Source organism: Paraburkholderia sp. RAU2J (assembly GCF_003634845.1).
Classification (GTDB): Bacteria; Pseudomonadota; Gammaproteobacteria; order Burkholderiales; family Burkholderiaceae; genus Paraburkholderia; species Paraburkholderia fynbosensis.
Genome location: NZ_RBXG01000001.1, coordinates 977,125 through 991,774 on the forward strand (window position 1 = coordinate 977,125; position 14,650 = coordinate 991,774).

General features: G+C 63.8%; 18 protein-coding genes. All 18 read right to left on the reverse strand.

What is annotated here, in order from left to right; translation table 11 throughout:
* Positions 1 to 60: 60 nt before the first annotated feature.
* Complete coding sequence (locus B0G69_RS04525; RefSeq protein WP_121315841.1) at positions 61 to 456, reverse strand: hypothetical protein; 396 nt, start codon at positions 454 to 456, stop codon at positions 61 to 63.
* 84 nt (positions 457 to 540) lie between these two features.
* A complete protein-coding gene (locus B0G69_RS04530) occupies positions 541 to 924 on the reverse strand; it encodes a phosphoribosyl-ATP diphosphatase (RefSeq protein ID WP_121315842.1) in 384 nt (127 codons plus the stop codon).
* The gene (gene hisI, locus B0G69_RS04535) at positions 921 to 1,331 is read right to left on the reverse strand and encodes a phosphoribosyl-AMP cyclohydrolase (protein ID WP_175164720.1); all 411 of its coding nucleotides are present in this window, start codon (positions 1,329 to 1,331) and stop codon (positions 921 to 923) included. The genes B0G69_RS04530 and hisI overlap by 4 nt, the downstream gene beginning before the upstream one ends.
* A gap of 1 nt (position 1,332) precedes the next feature.
* The gene (gene hisF, locus B0G69_RS04540; protein ID WP_121315843.1) at positions 1,333 to 2,106 is read right to left on the reverse strand and encodes an imidazole glycerol phosphate synthase subunit HisF; all 774 of its coding nucleotides are present in this window, start codon (positions 2,104 to 2,106) and stop codon (positions 1,333 to 1,335) included.
* Between the two features lie 235 nt (positions 2,107 to 2,341).
* Complete coding sequence (gene hisA / locus B0G69_RS04545; RefSeq protein ID WP_121315844.1) at positions 2,342 to 3,094, reverse strand: 1-(5-phosphoribosyl)-5-[(5-phosphoribosylamino)methylideneamino]imidazole-4-carboxamide isomerase; 753 nt, start codon at positions 3,092 to 3,094, stop codon at positions 2,342 to 2,344.
* A gap of 214 nt (positions 3,095 to 3,308) precedes the next feature.
* Complete coding sequence (gene hisH / locus B0G69_RS04550) at positions 3,309 to 3,950, reverse strand: imidazole glycerol phosphate synthase subunit HisH (protein ID WP_121315845.1); 642 nt, start codon at positions 3,948 to 3,950, stop codon at positions 3,309 to 3,311.
* Positions 3,951 to 4,078: 128 nt separating this feature from the next.
* The gene (gene hisB / locus B0G69_RS04555; RefSeq protein WP_042329170.1) at positions 4,079 to 4,666 is read right to left on the reverse strand and encodes an imidazoleglycerol-phosphate dehydratase HisB; all 588 of its coding nucleotides are present in this window, start codon (positions 4,664 to 4,666) and stop codon (positions 4,079 to 4,081) included.
* Between the two features lie 67 nt (positions 4,667 to 4,733).
* Positions 4,734 to 5,804 carry a histidinol-phosphate transaminase gene (gene hisC / locus B0G69_RS04560; protein WP_121315846.1) on the reverse strand — a complete coding sequence of 357 codons (1,071 nt, stop codon included), beginning with the start codon at positions 5,802 to 5,804 and terminating at the stop codon, positions 4,734 to 4,736.
* A 195-nt stretch (positions 5,805 to 5,999) separates the two neighbouring features.
* The gene (gene hisD, locus B0G69_RS04565; RefSeq protein WP_121315847.1) at positions 6,000 to 7,334 is read right to left on the reverse strand and encodes a histidinol dehydrogenase; all 1,335 of its coding nucleotides are present in this window, start codon (positions 7,332 to 7,334) and stop codon (positions 6,000 to 6,002) included.
* Between the two features lie 63 nt (positions 7,335 to 7,397).
* A complete protein-coding gene (gene hisG / locus B0G69_RS04570) occupies positions 7,398 to 8,084 on the reverse strand; it encodes an ATP phosphoribosyltransferase (RefSeq protein ID WP_042329176.1) in 687 nt (228 codons plus the stop codon).
* Entirely contained in the window at positions 8,081 to 9,343 is a 1,263-nt protein-coding gene (gene murA, locus B0G69_RS04575) for a UDP-N-acetylglucosamine 1-carboxyvinyltransferase (protein WP_121315848.1), read from the reverse strand. Before murA ends, hisG begins: the two co-directional genes overlap by 4 nt.
* A gap of 111 nt (positions 9,344 to 9,454) precedes the next feature.
* Positions 9,455 to 9,694, reverse strand: a complete 240-nt coding sequence (locus tag B0G69_RS04580) for a BolA family protein (RefSeq protein ID WP_006052280.1) — start codon at positions 9,692 to 9,694, stop codon at positions 9,455 to 9,457.
* 15 nt (positions 9,695 to 9,709) lie between these two features.
* Positions 9,710 to 10,474: an ABC transporter permease gene (locus B0G69_RS04585; protein WP_121315849.1), complete on the reverse strand. Its 765-nt coding sequence runs from the start codon at positions 10,472 to 10,474 to the stop codon at positions 9,710 to 9,712.
* The gene (locus B0G69_RS04590; RefSeq protein ID WP_042329180.1) at positions 10,471 to 11,403 is read right to left on the reverse strand and encodes an ABC transporter ATP-binding protein; all 933 of its coding nucleotides are present in this window, start codon (positions 11,401 to 11,403) and stop codon (positions 10,471 to 10,473) included. Before B0G69_RS04590 ends, B0G69_RS04585 begins: the two co-directional genes overlap by 4 nt.
* A gap of 577 nt (positions 11,404 to 11,980) precedes the next feature.
* Positions 11,981 to 12,283 (reverse strand): STAS domain-containing protein, encoded by a 303-nt coding sequence (locus B0G69_RS04595; RefSeq protein ID WP_121315850.1) that lies wholly within the window; start codon positions 12,281 to 12,283, stop codon positions 11,981 to 11,983.
* Positions 12,280 to 12,912, reverse strand: coding sequence for an ABC transporter substrate-binding protein (locus B0G69_RS04600; RefSeq protein WP_121315851.1), 633 nt, complete (start codon positions 12,910 to 12,912; stop codon positions 12,280 to 12,282). Before B0G69_RS04600 ends, B0G69_RS04595 begins: the two co-directional genes overlap by 4 nt.
* A 114-nt stretch (positions 12,913 to 13,026) precedes the next feature.
* On the reverse strand, positions 13,027 to 14,040 hold the full coding sequence (locus tag B0G69_RS04605) for a VacJ family lipoprotein (RefSeq protein WP_121315852.1): 1,014 nt from the start codon (positions 14,038 to 14,040) through the stop codon (positions 13,027 to 13,029).
* Between the two features lie 11 nt (positions 14,041 to 14,051).
* On the reverse strand, positions 14,052 to 14,588 hold the full coding sequence (mlaD, locus tag B0G69_RS04610; RefSeq protein WP_121319104.1) for an outer membrane lipid asymmetry maintenance protein MlaD: 537 nt from the start codon (positions 14,586 to 14,588) through the stop codon (positions 14,052 to 14,054).
* Positions 14,589 to 14,650: the final 62 nt, after the last annotated feature.

The window sequence follows — 14,650 nt, forward strand, 5'->3', positions numbered from 1 at the left end:
CTGGAGCGCGAAGCGACGCTGCAGAATTCGAGCAAAGCCCGATAAACGGGCGCACTACGCTCAGACCCAGGCACGCGGATTCGCAAGCGGCTTGTTATCGTACAGATACAGCCAGCCCTTGATAATACGGTACAACATCCAGATGCTGACCGCCCACAGAACCGGAATGCCTATCACCACGAGCAGCAGCATGGCGCCGATTGCGTAACCGAGCAGACACAGCCAGAAGGAGCGGATCTGCCATTCGAAGTGGGCTTCGTACGGCGTGCCCGCCACGTCGGGCCGCTTCACGTAGTTGATGATGATTGCGATCAGGATCGTCAGACCGCCTGTCAGCCAGTGGACCGCGTATAGCGCATAAAGCACGTGAGTGAGCGTGCGTAGACTGCGTTCGCGTTCCGGCTCCATCGCGTGGCGATAAACCGGCGGCGGGTAGCTCTCGTTCGGCTGTTCCATGCTTGCGTCCTCCCGATGATGCGCTCAGATGCGAATTCAGTGCAATATGGGCGCCTGCGCGCGGCTTCAGGCCGGGCCGGCCGATCAATCGCCGTTCTGTTCGCGTTCGCGGCTCTTGCGCAGCGCCTTTTCCTCGATGCCCGACAGGCCTTCGCGGCGCTCGAGTTCGGCGAGGACATCCGCCGGACTCAGATCGAAGTGCGACAGCATCACGAGGCAATGGAACCACAGGTCCGCGACCTCGCCAACGAGCGCCTTCGGCGCACCGCCGTGGCGCGCGTCCTTGGCGGCCAGCACGACTTCGGTGGCCTCTTCGCCGATCTTCTTGAGCACCGCGTCATCGCCCTTATGGAACAGGCGCGAGACGTAGGAAACGTCCGGGTCGCCGCCCTTACGGCTGTCGATGATCGCCGCGAGGCGCAGCAAGGTATCGGCGGTAGACGACGTGGTTTGGGTGGATTGCGTCATTTGTAGATGTGTTCGGGGTCTTTCAGCACGGGATCGACGGCGAGCCAGTCGCCATCATCCACCGAGCCTTCGAATTTCTGGAAAAAGCACGAGTGGCGGCCGGTGTGGCACGCGATGCCAGAGACCTGCTCCACCTTCAGCAGCACGACGTCTTCGTCGCAATCGAGCCGCACTTCGTGCACATGCTGCACGTGGCCGGACTCCTCGCCCTTGAACCACAGGCGCTGACGCGAGCGCGAGAAGTACACCGCACGGCCCAATTCGATGGTCTTCGCCAGCGCTTCGCGGTTCATCCACGCGAACATCAGCACGTCGTTGGTCGACGCTTCCTGCGCGATCACCGGCACAAGGCCGTTCGCGTCCCACTTGACCTTGTCGAGCCAATTCACTGCCGAGGGATTCACCACGTCACAACCTCACCGAAATGCCTTGATCGGCCATGAAGCGCTTGGCCTCGCCCACGGTATGCTCGCCGTAGTGGAAGATGCTCGCGGCCAGCACCGCGTCCGCGTGCCCGTTCCTGATGCCGTCGGCCAGATGCTGCAGGTTGCCCACGCCGCCCGACGCGATCACCGGAACCGGCACCGCGTCCGACACCGCGCGCGTGAGCGCGAGGTCGAAGCCGCTCTTGGTGCCGTCGCGGTCCATGCTGGTCAGCAGGATTTCGCCGGCACCGAGTTCGGCCATCTTGCGCGCCCATTCGACTGCTTCGAGGCCGGTGGCCTTGCGCCCGCCATGCGTGAAGACTTCCCAGCGCGGCGGCTCGCCGTCCGCGGACACGCGTTTCGCATCGATCGCGACGACGATGCACTGCGAGCCGTATTTGTCGGTCGCGTCTTTGACGAGTTGCGGATTCGCGACCGCCGACGAGTTCATACTGATCTTGTCCGCGCCCGCGTTCAGGAGGCGCCGCACGTCTTCGACGGCGCGCACGCCGCCGCCGACCGTCAGCGGAATGAACACCTGCGAGGCGACCGCTTCGATGATCGGCAGGATCAGATCGCGCTGATCGGAGGTGGCGGTGATGTCGAGGAAGGTGAGTTCGTCGGCGCCCTGATCGTCGTAACGGCGGGCGATTTCGACGGGGTCGCCCGCATCGCGCAGTTCGACGAAGTTGACGCCCTTGACCACGCGTCCGGCCGTGACGTCGAGACAGGGGATGATGCGTTTAGCTAGAGCCATGATCTTGCAATTCTGCCAATACCGCTGATGAGGCCGCTCACCCGGGGGCTTGCGGCGCTATGCCGGCGCGACCAGCCGCGAGGCTGCCGAGGCTGGATCACGCCGCGAGTAAAGCGCGGCCGCGACGCGCGACGTGTTGTTCCGCGGACGAAGCACCGCGTCCGCTGCGGACGAAGCACGATCGGGCCACCGCGACGGCCCAGGCTCGGGGCCTCGCCGCGAGCCCGAAGCGGGGTTACGCGTCGTCCGATTCGCGCAGCCGGTCCGCGAGTGTCTGCGCCGCCGCGAAGTCGAGATCGCCCGAGTAGATCGCACGGCCGCAAATCACGCCTTCAATGCCTTCGTCTTCGACTTCGCACAGCGATTCGATATCGGCGAGGTTCGACAGACCGCCGCTCGCGATCACCGGAATCTTCACCGCGCGCGCGAGGCGCACCGTCGCTTCGATGTTGATGCCTTGCAGCATGCCGTCGCGGCCGATGTCGGTGTAGATGATCGATTCGCAGCCGTAGTCCTCGAACTTGCGCGCGAGATCGGCAACTTCGTGGCCGGTCAGCTTGCTCCAGCCGTCGGTCGCGACCTTGCCGTCTTTCGCATCCAGCCCGACGATGATGTGGCCACCGAACGCCGTGCACGCATCCTGCAGGAAGCCGGGATTCTTCACCGCCGCGGTGCCGATGATCACGTACGACAGACCATCGTCGAGATAGCGCTCGATGGTGTTCAGGTCACGGATACCGCCGCCCAGTTGCACGGGAATCTCGCCGCCCACTTCCTCGATGATCGCCCGGATCGCCTCTTCATTCTTCGGCTTGCCGGCAAACGCGCCATTCAGGTCGACGAGGTGCAAACGGCGGGCGCCACGCTCGACCCAATGTCGGGCCATCGCCGCCGGTTCCTCGGAAAATATCGTCGCCTGGTCCATATCGCCTTGCTTGAGGCGTACACACTGACCGTCTTTCAGGTCGATGGCGGGAATCAGCAGCATAGCAATCGGGTGTTGTCTGGGAAGGGGTTGAAGGTCGGCGGCAGCGGCTGATGAGACAGTCCGTCAAAACGCCGTTTCGCTAGTTTAGTACAAGTCTTTCGACGCCCTTGCTGAGCGTCCTTTGCAAGCGAAATCGCAGTGCTGCGGTTACGGCGCGCGGCAACCGCCGCATTTGCGGCGCAATGGCGCGTGACAACCGGATGAAAAAAGGCGCTCACGGGTTCCAGTGCACGAAGTTGCGATACACGCGCAGCCCCGCGTCGGCGCTCTTTTCCGGGTGAAATTGGGTGGCGAAGATGTTATCGCGCGCCACCGCCGAGGTAAAGGGCACGCCGTACACCGTTTCGCCCGCCGTATGAGCCGCGTTGTCCGGCTGCACGTAGTAGCTGTGCACGAAATAGAAGAACGCGTTGTCCGTGACGCCGTCCCACAGCGGATGCGGCTGCGCCTGGCGCACGCGGTTCCAGCCCATTTGCGGGACCTTGAAGCGCGAGCCGTCGTCCTGCACCTGGCCTTCAAGGTCGAAGCGCAGTACCTTGCCCGGCAGCAGGCCCAGGCCCGGCGTATCGCCTTCCGCGCTCCAGTCGAACAGCATCTGCTCGCCGACGCACACGCCCATCAACGGCTTGCTGCGCGACGCCTCGATCACGGCTTCCTGCAAGCCGGACTCGCCGAGACTGCGCATGCAATCGGGCATCGCGCCCTGGCCGGGCAGCACCACGCGGTCGGCCGCGCGGATCGCCTCCGGCCGGTCGACGATCGCCACGTCCGCTTCCGGCGCAGCCTTGCGCAATGCCTGGGCAACCGAACGCAGGTTGCCCATTCCGTAATCCACAATCGCTATCGAAGTTTTCATTTCAAATTTGGCGGCAACGCCGTCAATCGATCGACGGTGAGGTCCAGCGCCGAACGACGGCCGGCCGACGCGCGGTGCTGGTCAATGAGTCGTCTGAAGTTGAGCGGCTGAATGCGGCTTGGTTAGGCTTAAAGGCTGCCCTTGGTCGACGGAATCTGGCCCGCCGCGCGTTCGTCCATTTCCGTCGCCATACGCAACGCCCGGCCAAATGCCTTGAACACCGTTTCCATCTGATGGTGAGCGTTCAGGCCGCGCAGGTTGTCGATATGCAGCGTGACGCCCGCGTGATTCACGAAGCCGCGGAAAAACTCGATCGACAGATCGACGTCGAACGTGCCAATGCGCGCGCGCGTGAACGGTACGTGGAATTCGAGGCCCGGACGGCCGGAAAAGTCGATCACGACGCGCGACAGCGCTTCGTCGAGCGGCACGTACGAATGACCGTAACGGCGGATGCCCTTGCGGTCGCCGATCGCCTTTGCGACGGCTTGGCCGAGCGTGATACCGGTGTCTTCGACCGTGTGATGGTCATCGATATGCAAGTCGCCATGCGCTTCGATCTCGAGGTCGAACAGACCATGCCGTGCGATCTGGTCGAGCATGTGGTCCAGAAACGGCACACCGGTGGCCAGCTTCTGCTGACCGGTGCCGTCCAGATTGATCTTCACACGGATCTGCGTTTCGCTGGTGTTGCGAACGACTTCCGCAAGGCGCATGGTAATTCCTCGAATCTAGCTAGAAAGCGATAGTAGTGTGGGGTGGGAAAACGGCAGCGCCGTTCGTTCAGTGCAGCACGAGCTTCAGACCGGCCAGCAATTGCGCATTCTCCTCCGGCGACCCGACGGTCAAACGCACGCAATTGCCCAGCAATGGATGCATTTTACTCACGTTTTTGATCAGAACCCGCGCGGTGAGCAGGGTTTCGAACGTAACGGACGCATCGGGCACGCGCACCAGCAGGAAGTTGCCGGCGCTCGGGAACACTTGCGCGCCCGGCAACGCGGCCACCGCCTGCGCGAGTTTCGTGCGTTCTTCGCGCAACTGCGCGGCTTGCGCATCGAGCACGTCGACGTGGTCGAGCAGAAAATCGGCGGCAGCCTGCGTCAGCACGTTGGTGTTGTACGGCGGCCGCACTTTGTCGAACTCGGTCAGCCACGCGGGCTTGCCGACCAGGTAGCCGAGACGGATGCCGGCGAGGCCGAGCTTGGACACCGTGCGCATCACAACGACGTTGTCGAACGCGTCGGCGCGAGGCAGCCAGCTTTGCTGGGCGAACGGTTGATACGCCTCGTCGATCACCACGAGGCTCTTGCCCGCCGCGGCGATGATGCGTTCCATGTCGGCGTCGTCGAAGAGCGTGCCGGTAGGGTTGTTCGGATACGCGAGATAGACGATCGCGGGTTCGTGCTCAGCGATCGCGGCGAGCATCGCTTCGGTGTCGAGCGTGAAGTCCGCGTTCAATGGCACGCCCACGAATTCGAGATTCGCCAGCTTCGCCGACATCTGGTACATCACGAAACCCGGCGCTGGCGCGAGCACCTTCGCACCCGGCTTCGCGCACGCGACCGACACCATGCTGATGATTTCATCCGAACCGTTGCCGAGCAGCACGTCGCAGCCGGCCGGCACGCCCATCACGCGCTTGATCTTTTCGATTAGCGCGTCCGGGCGCGGCGCCGGGTAGCGGTTCAGTGCGACGCCGGCGAGATGCTCGCCCAGATGCGCGGCCAGCACCGGCGGCAGCGGAAACGGGTTTTCCATCGCGTCGAGCTTGATGAAGCCCGTGGCGTCCGGAACCGGATAGCTCGTCATCGCGAGCACGTCGCGGCGGATGATGTCTTGTGGTGTCGTCATAGCTGTATGGAACCGGCCGCGAAGGAAGATGCCGGCCGGGCATCGGCGGCGCACGGGCCGCCCTGGTTGGTCTCTATTCTCGTAATGAACGGGAGGAGCAACGAGCGCGCGCAATCCGTCGCTGAAGTGTGCGGGCACCCGCTCGCTGGCTGCCCGCTTCTCTTCCGTGTCAGAGTCGCCGCGCCCCCACCGCTCCTAGCCGCGATCGTTGCTGTTTTGCCGCATCCGGTATTCGGCGCTGCGGGCATGCGCCTGCAGGCCTTCGCCATACGCGAGTTCAGCGGCGATCTCGCCGAGTGTCTGCGCGCCTTCCGCGCTGACTTCGATCACGCTCGAGCGCTTGAAGAAATCGTAGACGCCCAGCGGCGACGAGAACCGTGCGGTACGCGACGTTGGCAGCACGTGATTCGGCCCCGCGCAGTAGTCGCCGAGGCTCTCGCTGGTGTAGCGGCCGAGGAAGATCGCGCCCGCATGGCGAATCAGCTGGCCCCACTGATGCGGCTCCAGCGCGGAGATCTCGAGGTGCTCCGGGGCGATGTCGTTGGCGATGGCGCAGGCTTCGGCCATGTCGCGCACCTTGATCAGCGCGCCGCGCCCTTCGAGCGACGCGCGGATCACGTCCTGGCGCGGCATGGTCGGCAGCAATTCGTTGATCGCGTCATGCACGCGGGCGATGAACGTGTCGTCCGGGCATAGCAGGATGGATTGTGCGAGTTCGTCGTGCTCGGCTTGCGAGAACAGGTCCATCGCGACCCAGCGCGGGTCGGTGGTGCCGTCGCACAGCACGAGAATTTCCGACGGCCCGGCGATCATGTCGATACCGACCGTGCCGAACACGCGGCGCTTGGCCGAGGCGACGTACGCGTTGCCGGGGCCACAGATCTTGTCGACCGCCGGCACGGTTTGCGTGCCATAAGCCAACGCGCCCACCGCCTGCGCGCCGCCGATCGTGAACACGCGATCCACGCCGCCCAGCAGCGCGGCCGCCAGCACCAGCGGATTCTTCACGCCGTCCGGCGTGGGCACGACCATGACGATTTCGCGCACGCCGGCCACACGCGCCGGAATCGCGTTCATCAGCACCGACGACGGATACGCAGCCTTGCCGCCCGGCACGTAGATGCCCGCGCGATCGAGCGGCGTGACCTTCTGGCCGAGCACGGTCCCGTCGGCCTCGGTGTACTGCCAGCTATGGCTGCCGCACTCGATCTTCTGCTTCTCGTGATAGCCGCGCACGCGCGCCGCCGCCGCTTCGAGCGACGCACGGCGCCTCGGCTCCAGGCCTTCGAGCGCCGCTTCCAGCTCGGCCATCGGCAGCTCCAGCGCGGCGACGCTCTTCGCGTCGAGCCGGTCGAAGCGGTTCGTGTACTCGAGCACCGCCGCGTCGCCGCGCGCCTTCACATCGTTCAGAATCTGCGCGACCGAGCGCTCGATTGCTTCGTCTTCGCTCGCCTCGAACGCGAGCACCGCATGCATCGACTTGTGGAAGTCGCGAGCGGTGGAATCGAGTTTGCGAATCTTGATAGACATACGGGTATCCGTTTTCGGTAAGGCGCGCTTAACAGCAGGGTCACAACATCATCGGACCGCCGTTCAGCCGGCTTTCGACGCACGTTCGAACGCGTCGAGAATCGGCCGCAGCGCGGCGCGCTTCAGTTTCAGCGCGGCCTGGTTCACGACGAGGCGCGACGAGATCTCCATGATCTCCTCCACCTCGACAAGATTGTTGGCGCGCAAGGTATTGCCCGAACTCACCAGGTCGACGATCGCATCGGCGAGGCCGACGAGCGGCGCCAGTTCCATCGAACCGTACAGCTTGATCAGATCGACGTGTACGCCCTTGGCGGCAAAATGCTCACGTGCGGTCTCAACGTACTTGGTCGCCACCCGCAGGCGCGCGCCTTGGCGCACAGCCTTCGCATAATCGAAACCCGCTGCGACCGCGACCGACATCCGGCAGCGCGCGATATCCAGGTCGACCGGCTGATACAGGCCGCTGCCGCCGTGCTCGAGCAGCACGTCCTTGCCCGCCACGCCAAAGTCGGCCGCGCCGTATTCGACATAGGTCGGCACGTCGGTGGCACGCACGATGATCACGCGCAGGTTCGCGTCGGTGGTCGGCAGAATCAGCTTGCGCGAGGTTTCCGGATCCTCGGCCACTTCAATGCCGGCCGCCGCGAGCAACGGCAGCGTTTCTTCGAAGATACGCCCTTTCGACAGCGCCAGCGTGAGCGGTGCGCTCACCGCCGGCGACGACGACGTTTGCGGCATCGAACTCATGCCTGGCTCCCGGACACGCGGCGCACCTTCGCGCCGATCGCGTTGAGCTTGGTCTCCATCCGGTCGTAGCCGCGATCCAGGTGATAGATACGGTCGATCAGCGTCTCGCCTTCGGCACGCAACGCGGCGATCACGAGACTCGCGGACGCGCGCAGGTCGGTAGCCATCACCATCGCGCCGGACAGCTTGTCGACGCCGTTCACGAGCGCGGTGTTGCCGTCGATCGTGATGCTCGCGCCAAGGCGGTTCAATTCCTGCACGTGCATGAAGCGGTTCTCGAAGATCGTTTCGACGACCTGCGAGGTGCCGTCCGCGATCGTGTTCAGCGCCATGAACTGCGCCTGCATGTCGGTCGGGAACGCGGGGTATTCGGAGGTGCGGAACGTGACGGCGCTCGGACGCTTATCCATGCGCACGCGCATCCAGTCGTCGCCTTCTTCGATCGTGACGCCCGCTTCGCGCAGCTTTTCGGTCACGGCTTCGAGAATCAGCGGACGCACTTTACGCAGCGTGACGTCGCCGCCGGCTGCCGCCACCGCGCACAGGAACGTGCCGGCTTCGATGCGATCCGGAATTACCGTGTGCTTCGCGCCATGCAGCTTGTCGACGCCCTGGATCACGAGGCGATCCGTGCCGATGCCTTCGATCTGCGCGCCCATCGACACCAGCAGATGCGCGAGATCGCCGACTTCCGGCTCACGCGCCGCGTTCTCGATGACCGTTTCGCCTTCGGCCAGCACCGCCGCCATCAGCAGGTTTTCGGTGCCGGTCACGGTGATCATGTCGGTGACGATGCGCGCGCCCTTCAGACGCTTCGCGCGGGCTTCGATGAAGCCGTGCTCGATCGTGATTTCGGCGCCCATCGCCTGCAAGCCCTTGATGTGCTGATCGACCGGACGTGCGCCGATTGCGCAGCCGCCCGGCAGCGACACCCGCGCGTGGCCGAAGCGCGCGACCAGCGGGCCCAGCACGAGGATCGACGCACGCATGGTCTTCACCATCTCGTACGGCGCGACGACGTTGTCGACCTTCGACGCGTCCAGTGTCACACGGCCTTCGCCGCTCTCGATACGCACGCCCATCTGGCCGAGCAGCTTGAGCATCGTGCGCACGTCCTGCAGGTCGGGCACGTTGTCCAGATGCACCGGCTCCGCGCTGAGCAAACCCGCGCACAGGATCGGCAACGCCGCGTTCTTCGCACCCGAGACGACGACTTCACCCGACAGCGGGTAGCCACCTTCAATGACGAGTTTATCCATGCCTGTCAGTTCCTGATTGACCCGGACTTCGGCCGGGGCTGCATTGACCGTGTTCGACGCGCCGCTACCGGCGTCGCGTCCTTCTTGAGTAATTCGCACTAAATTTCCAGATTACGCGTTCTGCCATTCGGCGGGCGTCAGCGTCTTCATGCTGAGCGCGTGGATTTCTTCGCGCATGCGGTCGCCGAGCGCCGCATACACCAGTTGATGACGCTGGATCAGACGCTTGCCTTCGAAGCTCGGCGACACGATGGTCGCGAAGAAGTGCTGGCCGTCGCCTTCGACTTCGAGATGCTGGCAAGCGAGCCCAGCCGCAATGTATTGCTTGACCTGTTCGGGAGTCGGCAACATGAGAGAAGCTCCTGATCAGTGGCGCAGTTTGTAGCCGGAAGCGAGCATGCGCATCGCCACCACGGCCAGCACCACGAAGAAACCGGCGACGATCGCAAGGCTCACGAGCGGATTGATATCCGACATCCCGAAGAAACCGTAGCGAAAGCCGTCGATCATGTAGAAAAAAGGATTGAGACGCGACACTTCGCGCCAGCCCGGCGGCAACGTATGCGTCGAGTAGAACACGCCCGAGAGGAACGTGAGCGGCATGATCAGAAAATTCTGGAATGCGGCGAGCTGATCGAACTTCTCCGCCCAGATACCGGCGATCAGACCGAGCGTGCCGAGAATCGCCGCGCCGAAAATCGCGAACAGAATGATGTAGAGCGGCGCGATGAAGCTGACCGGCACGAACCAGATCGTCACGATGAACACGCCGAAGCCAACCGCGAGCCCGCGCGCCACCGCCGCGAGCACATAGGCGGCGAACATCTCGTAGTGCGACAGCGGCGGCAGCAGCACGAACACCAGGTTGCCGGTGATCTTCGACTGGATCAGCGACGACGAACTGTTCGCGAACGCGTTCTGCAACACGCTCATCATCACGAGACCCGGAATCAGGAAGCTCGTGTATTCGACGCCCGGATAAACCTGCACGTGGTCGCGCAATGCGTGGCCGAAGATGGTCAGATAGAGCAGCGCGGTGATGACCGGTGCGAGCACGGTCTGGAACGCCACCTTCCAGAACCGCAGCAACTCCTTGTAAAACAGCGTACTGAATCCACTGTAGCCGCTCATGCAAGCCCCTCGATCACTTCCGGACCGTTCATCACCTGAACGAACACATCTTCGAGGTCGGCCTTGCGGACCTCGATTTCTTCGAATGTACAGCCCGCTGCGCGGCACTGCGCGAGAATCCGCTCGACGTCGTCGTAGCTCGTGAGGCGCAGCAGATGCTGGCGGCCATTGCCGTTGCCCGCGCCGCTTTCCGCTTCGAGTGGACGCAGCTCGGCAGGCAGCACGCCCTGCGCGAAACGCACGAACAGCTGCATGCCGGCAAAGCGCTGCAACAGTGTGCTGGTGCGCTCCAGCGCGACCACCTCGCCACGCCGCAACATCGCGATGCGGTCGCACAGCGACTCGGCTTCTTCGAGATAGTGCGTGGTCAGCACGATGGTGTGGCCCTCGCGGTTCAGGCGCGAGATGAATTTCCACAGCGTTTGACGCAGCTCGACGTCGACGCCCGCAGTCGGTTCGTCGAGGACGATCACGGGCGGGCGGTGCACCAGCGCCTGCGCGACCAGCACGCGACGCTTCATGCCGCCCGACAGCGCGCGCATGTTGGCGTCGGCTTTGTCGGTGAGGTCGAGATTGGCCATGATCTCGTCGATCCACGCGTCGTTGTTGCGCAGGCCGTAGTAGCCGGACTGGATGCGCAAGGTCTCGCGGACGGTGAAAAACGGATCGAACACGAGCTCCTGCGGCACCACGCCGAGCGCGCGGCGCGCGTCGCGGAAGTCGGTCACGACGTCGTGGCCACGCACCGCGATACTGCCTTCATCGGCGCGGGCGAGGCCGGCGAGGATGCTGATGAGCGTCGTCTTGCCCGCGCCGTTCGGACCGAGCAGTCCGAAGAACTCGCCTTCTTCGACTGTGAGGCTGACGCCCTTGAGCGCCTGCAAGTCCTTGTAGCGCTTCTTGACGTTACGAATTTCTATGGCTGACATGACTGTGGGCCGCGTGGATCGCAGCGCCTAAATGAACCCTGTGGGAGCCTTGAGGCAGCCCGGAGCAGGGTCAACAAAATGCTAGGAGAAACGGAATTGGGGCCGGTGACGAGCACCAAAAAACGTTTGATTATAGGGCAAAAATCAGCGGGCCCGACTCGACCGGAAGGATTGGGAGCGACGCGGAGGGAGCGTCAATGCGGCGATGGTGGGGGGAGCGGCGTAGGCGCCAAAGCGGGAAGCCCGGGGACTCGCGTCGCGTAGGACCGGAGTATGCGCGAAAGCGCTAACCGCGGTCGACTCGCGTTGCGTGGGACCGGAGTATGCGCTAAAGCGCTAACCCCGGCCGACTCGCATTGCATGGGACCAGAGTATGCGCGAAAGCGCTACCCCGGCCGACTCGCGTTGCGTGGGACCAGAGTAAGCGCTAAAGCGCTAGCTCTTGTCGACTCGCGTTGCATGGGACCAGAGTAAGCGCCAAAGCGCTAACTCTGGCCGACTCGCGTTGCATGGGACCAGAGTAAGCGCTAAAGCGCTAACTCTGGTCGACTCGCGTTGCATGGGACCAGAGTAAGCGCTAAAGCGCTAACTCTGGTCGACACACCAGCGTATCGACGCCGTAGGCATGCGCGAGACTGGCGAGACCAGCCGGCAGATTGACGATCTCGAACTTGACGCCGCGTGCTTGGGCGGCACGCTGCCACGCGAGAAACACGGCCAGTGCGGATGAATCGAACTGCGCGAGCGGCGTGCAATCCACGCCGGTCGCGCCGGCCGAGATGCGTTGCAAACCCGCCGAGAGCGCCGCCTTCGCGCTCTGGTGGGTCAACGTTGCACCGCTCTCGAAGCGGTTCCCGACGGTGCTCAGCACTTCGCTCACGACTGCTTGCCCGCGGCGAGTTGCTGATTGCGCTGCGTGAGGAACTGGATCAGCCCGTCGACGCCCTTCTGCTGGATCTGCTCATTGAACTGCTGCTGGTACGCCTGGATCAGCCATGCGCCGAGCACATTGATGTCATACACACGCCAGCCTTGCGGCGTCTTGTACAGACGGTAGTCGAGTTCGATCGGCGAGCCGTTGTTCATCACCACCGAGCGCACCACCGTGTCGGTGTCGTCCGGATTCATGCGGAACGGCTTGTACTGGATCTGCTGGTCGCGCACCTGCGCGAGCGCGCCCGCGTACGTGCGGATCAGCAGCATCTTGAATTGCTCGACCACCTGGTTCTGCTGCTCGGGCGAGGCCGTGCGCCAGTTACGGCCCATCGCGAGTTGCGTGGTGCGGCGGAAATCCATGTACGGCAGGATCTTTTCGTTGACGAGACGAGTGATGCGCGAAATGTCGCCCTGCTGGATCGACTTGTCGGCGCGCACCGCGTCGATCACCTGCTGGGTGACGGTCTTGATCATGGCGTCCGGCGAATTCGTATCCACGGTTTGCGCCGATGCCCCGACACTAACGAAGGAAAACAACGCAGCGAACAACGGAATCAGGAAAAGTTTTTTCATATCGAGCCTAGCCTTAAAAGTAGTGCAAGCGTTTGAGCCGACCTTAGCACGCGAGTTCGAGGGCAATCCATGCGCAAACTGCGAGAGTCGTATCGATCTGTTACCGCCGCACGTTCAGCGCAATTTGAATGACGGAAAATTGAAACGCGTCGGCGGAACCAGTTGGCCTGCTGGGATTTGCGTCGTTTCCGGACCGCCGTTCAGGTTGAGCGGCGGGGTCTCCGACGCGCCCGACGCAGCTTGCGGCGGCGTCGCGACGGCCGGGCCGGATGCCGGCGCAGCCTTCGCCCCAGCACCCTGCGTGCCCGCCGTTCCGGTGACCGCACCAGCAGGCGCCCCGGCCGCGCCTGCTGCGCCCTCGACGTTCTCGTCGTACTTCGGCAGCGGCGCTTCCTCGTCGTAATTCGGCAGCGCCTGCGTGCGCCGGCGGCCGTCCGACAGCAGATACTGGCGGCGTTGCAGATACGCGTTACGCACGAACGAGTATTTGTCGAGCGCGGCGCCTTCCAGCACGTCGCTCGCACCCAGCAGATTCGCGCGCACGTTGACGACGTTCAGGCCGTACAGCGCCCAGCTCAGACCCGGCGGGTCGATGTAGCTCAGCGGGTTCACATAGTAGTTGCCGACCGAGCCGACCGCGTCGCGCACCGTGCTCGGGCCGAACAGCGGCAGCACCAGGTACGGCCCCGGCGGCACGCCGTAGTGGCCGAGCGTCAGACCGAGGTCGTTCTCGTGCTTGGGCAGCTTGGCGAGCGTCGCCACGTCGAACAGGCCGCCGACACCGAAGACCGTGTTGATCACGATCCGCATGATGTCCTCCACGCCGTCAGTGATCTTCAACTGCAGCAGGTTGTTCGCCGCGATGTAGACGTCGCCGATGTTCGAGAAGAAGTTCGTCACGCTGTCGCGCACCGGCTGCGGGGTCGCCCATACGTAGCCTTTGGCGACCGGCTTCAATGCGTACTGGTCGATCTTGTCGTTGACGGTGAAGATGGTGCGGTTCAGGCCTTCTAACGGATCGCCCTTGGTGGGTGTTTCCACCGTGGCGCAGCCGGCCAGCACCGCGGCCGCCACCACGATCGTGCCCAACTGGAAGGCGCGCGCGCCTCCGATGCGTGTGGTCTGCATTCTTGTTCTCCTTATTGACGGGCCGCGCCGGCGGCAGGCGAGCCCGGCGCGGGCGCCGGGGCGGGCGCGGCCGTCGCGGGCTTCGACGCCCCCGAATCCGCGGCCTTGCTATACAGGAACTGGCCGATCAGGTTTTCCAGCACGATCGCCGATTGCGTCATCGAAATCGTGTCGCCGGCCTTGAGCATTTCGGTGTCGCCGCCGGGTTCGAGTCCGATGTACTGTTCGCCGAGCAGACCCGACGTCAGGATCTTCGCGGAGGTGTCTTTCGGAAACTGGTACTGCTTGTCGAGATCGATCACGACGAGCGCTTGATACGCATTGCTGTCGAAGCCGATCGACGCGACCCGGCCCACCGTCACGCCCGCGCTTTTCACCGGCGCGCGCGCCTTCAGCCCGCCGATATTGTCGAACTTGAGCTTGACCGGGTAGGTTGCCTGGAAAGACAACGAGCTCATGTTGCCGGCCTTCAGCGCGAGAAACAGCAACGCCACGAAACCCAACACTACAAACAGGCCGACCCAGAAGTCGAGAACAGTCTTTTTCATCGTCATCCCAAAGTGAATCCGCCACGCCGCCAATGCTGCCCGCCGCGCGCGCCGAGAGACAC

Coding starts and splice junctions, on each gene's coding strand:
- hisD (WP_121315847.1), bottom strand. CDS start 7,334: ATGTCTATCAAGATTCGCAAACTCGATTCCACCGCTCGCGACTTCCAC.
- B0G69_RS04585 (WP_121315849.1), bottom strand. CDS start 10,474: ATGAGCGGCTACAGTGGATTCAGTACGCTGTTTTACAAGGAGTTGCTG.
- B0G69_RS04525 (WP_121315841.1), bottom strand. CDS start 456: ATGGAACAGCCGAACGAGAGCTACCCGCCGCCGGTTTATCGCCACGCG.
- B0G69_RS04605 (WP_121315852.1), bottom strand. CDS start 14,040: ATGCAGACCACACGCATCGGAGGCGCGCGCGCCTTCCAGTTGGGCACG.
- mlaD (WP_121319104.1), bottom strand. CDS start 14,588: ATGAAAAAGACTGTTCTCGACTTCTGGGTCGGCCTGTTTGTAGTGTTG.
- B0G69_RS04530 (WP_121315842.1), bottom strand. CDS start 924: ATGACGCAATCCACCCAAACCACGTCGTCTACCGCCGATACCTTGCTG.
- hisG (WP_042329176.1), bottom strand. CDS start 8,084: ATGAGTTCGATGCCGCAAACGTCGTCGTCGCCGGCGGTGAGCGCACCG.
- hisH (WP_121315845.1), bottom strand. CDS start 3,950: ATGAAAACTTCGATAGCGATTGTGGATTACGGAATGGGCAACCTGCGT.
- hisC (WP_121315846.1), bottom strand. CDS start 5,804: ATGACGACACCACAAGACATCATCCGCCGCGACGTGCTCGCGATGACG.
- hisF (WP_121315843.1), bottom strand. CDS start 2,106: ATGGCTCTAGCTAAACGCATCATCCCCTGTCTCGACGTCACGGCCGGA.
- B0G69_RS04600 (WP_121315851.1), bottom strand. CDS start 12,912: ATGAAAAAACTTTTCCTGATTCCGTTGTTCGCTGCGTTGTTTTCCTTC.
- B0G69_RS04590 (WP_042329180.1), bottom strand. CDS start 11,403: ATGTCAGCCATAGAAATTCGTAACGTCAAGAAGCGCTACAAGGACTTG.
- B0G69_RS04580 (WP_006052280.1), bottom strand. CDS start 9,694: ATGTTGCCGACTCCCGAACAGGTCAAGCAATACATTGCGGCTGGGCTC.
- hisB (WP_042329170.1), bottom strand. CDS start 4,666: ATGCGCCTTGCGGAAGTCGTTCGCAACACCAGCGAAACGCAGATCCGT.
- murA (WP_121315848.1), bottom strand. CDS start 9,343: ATGGATAAACTCGTCATTGAAGGTGGCTACCCGCTGTCGGGTGAAGTC.
- hisA (WP_121315844.1), bottom strand. CDS start 3,094: ATGCTGCTGATTCCCGCCATCGACCTGAAAGACGGTCAGTGTGTACGC.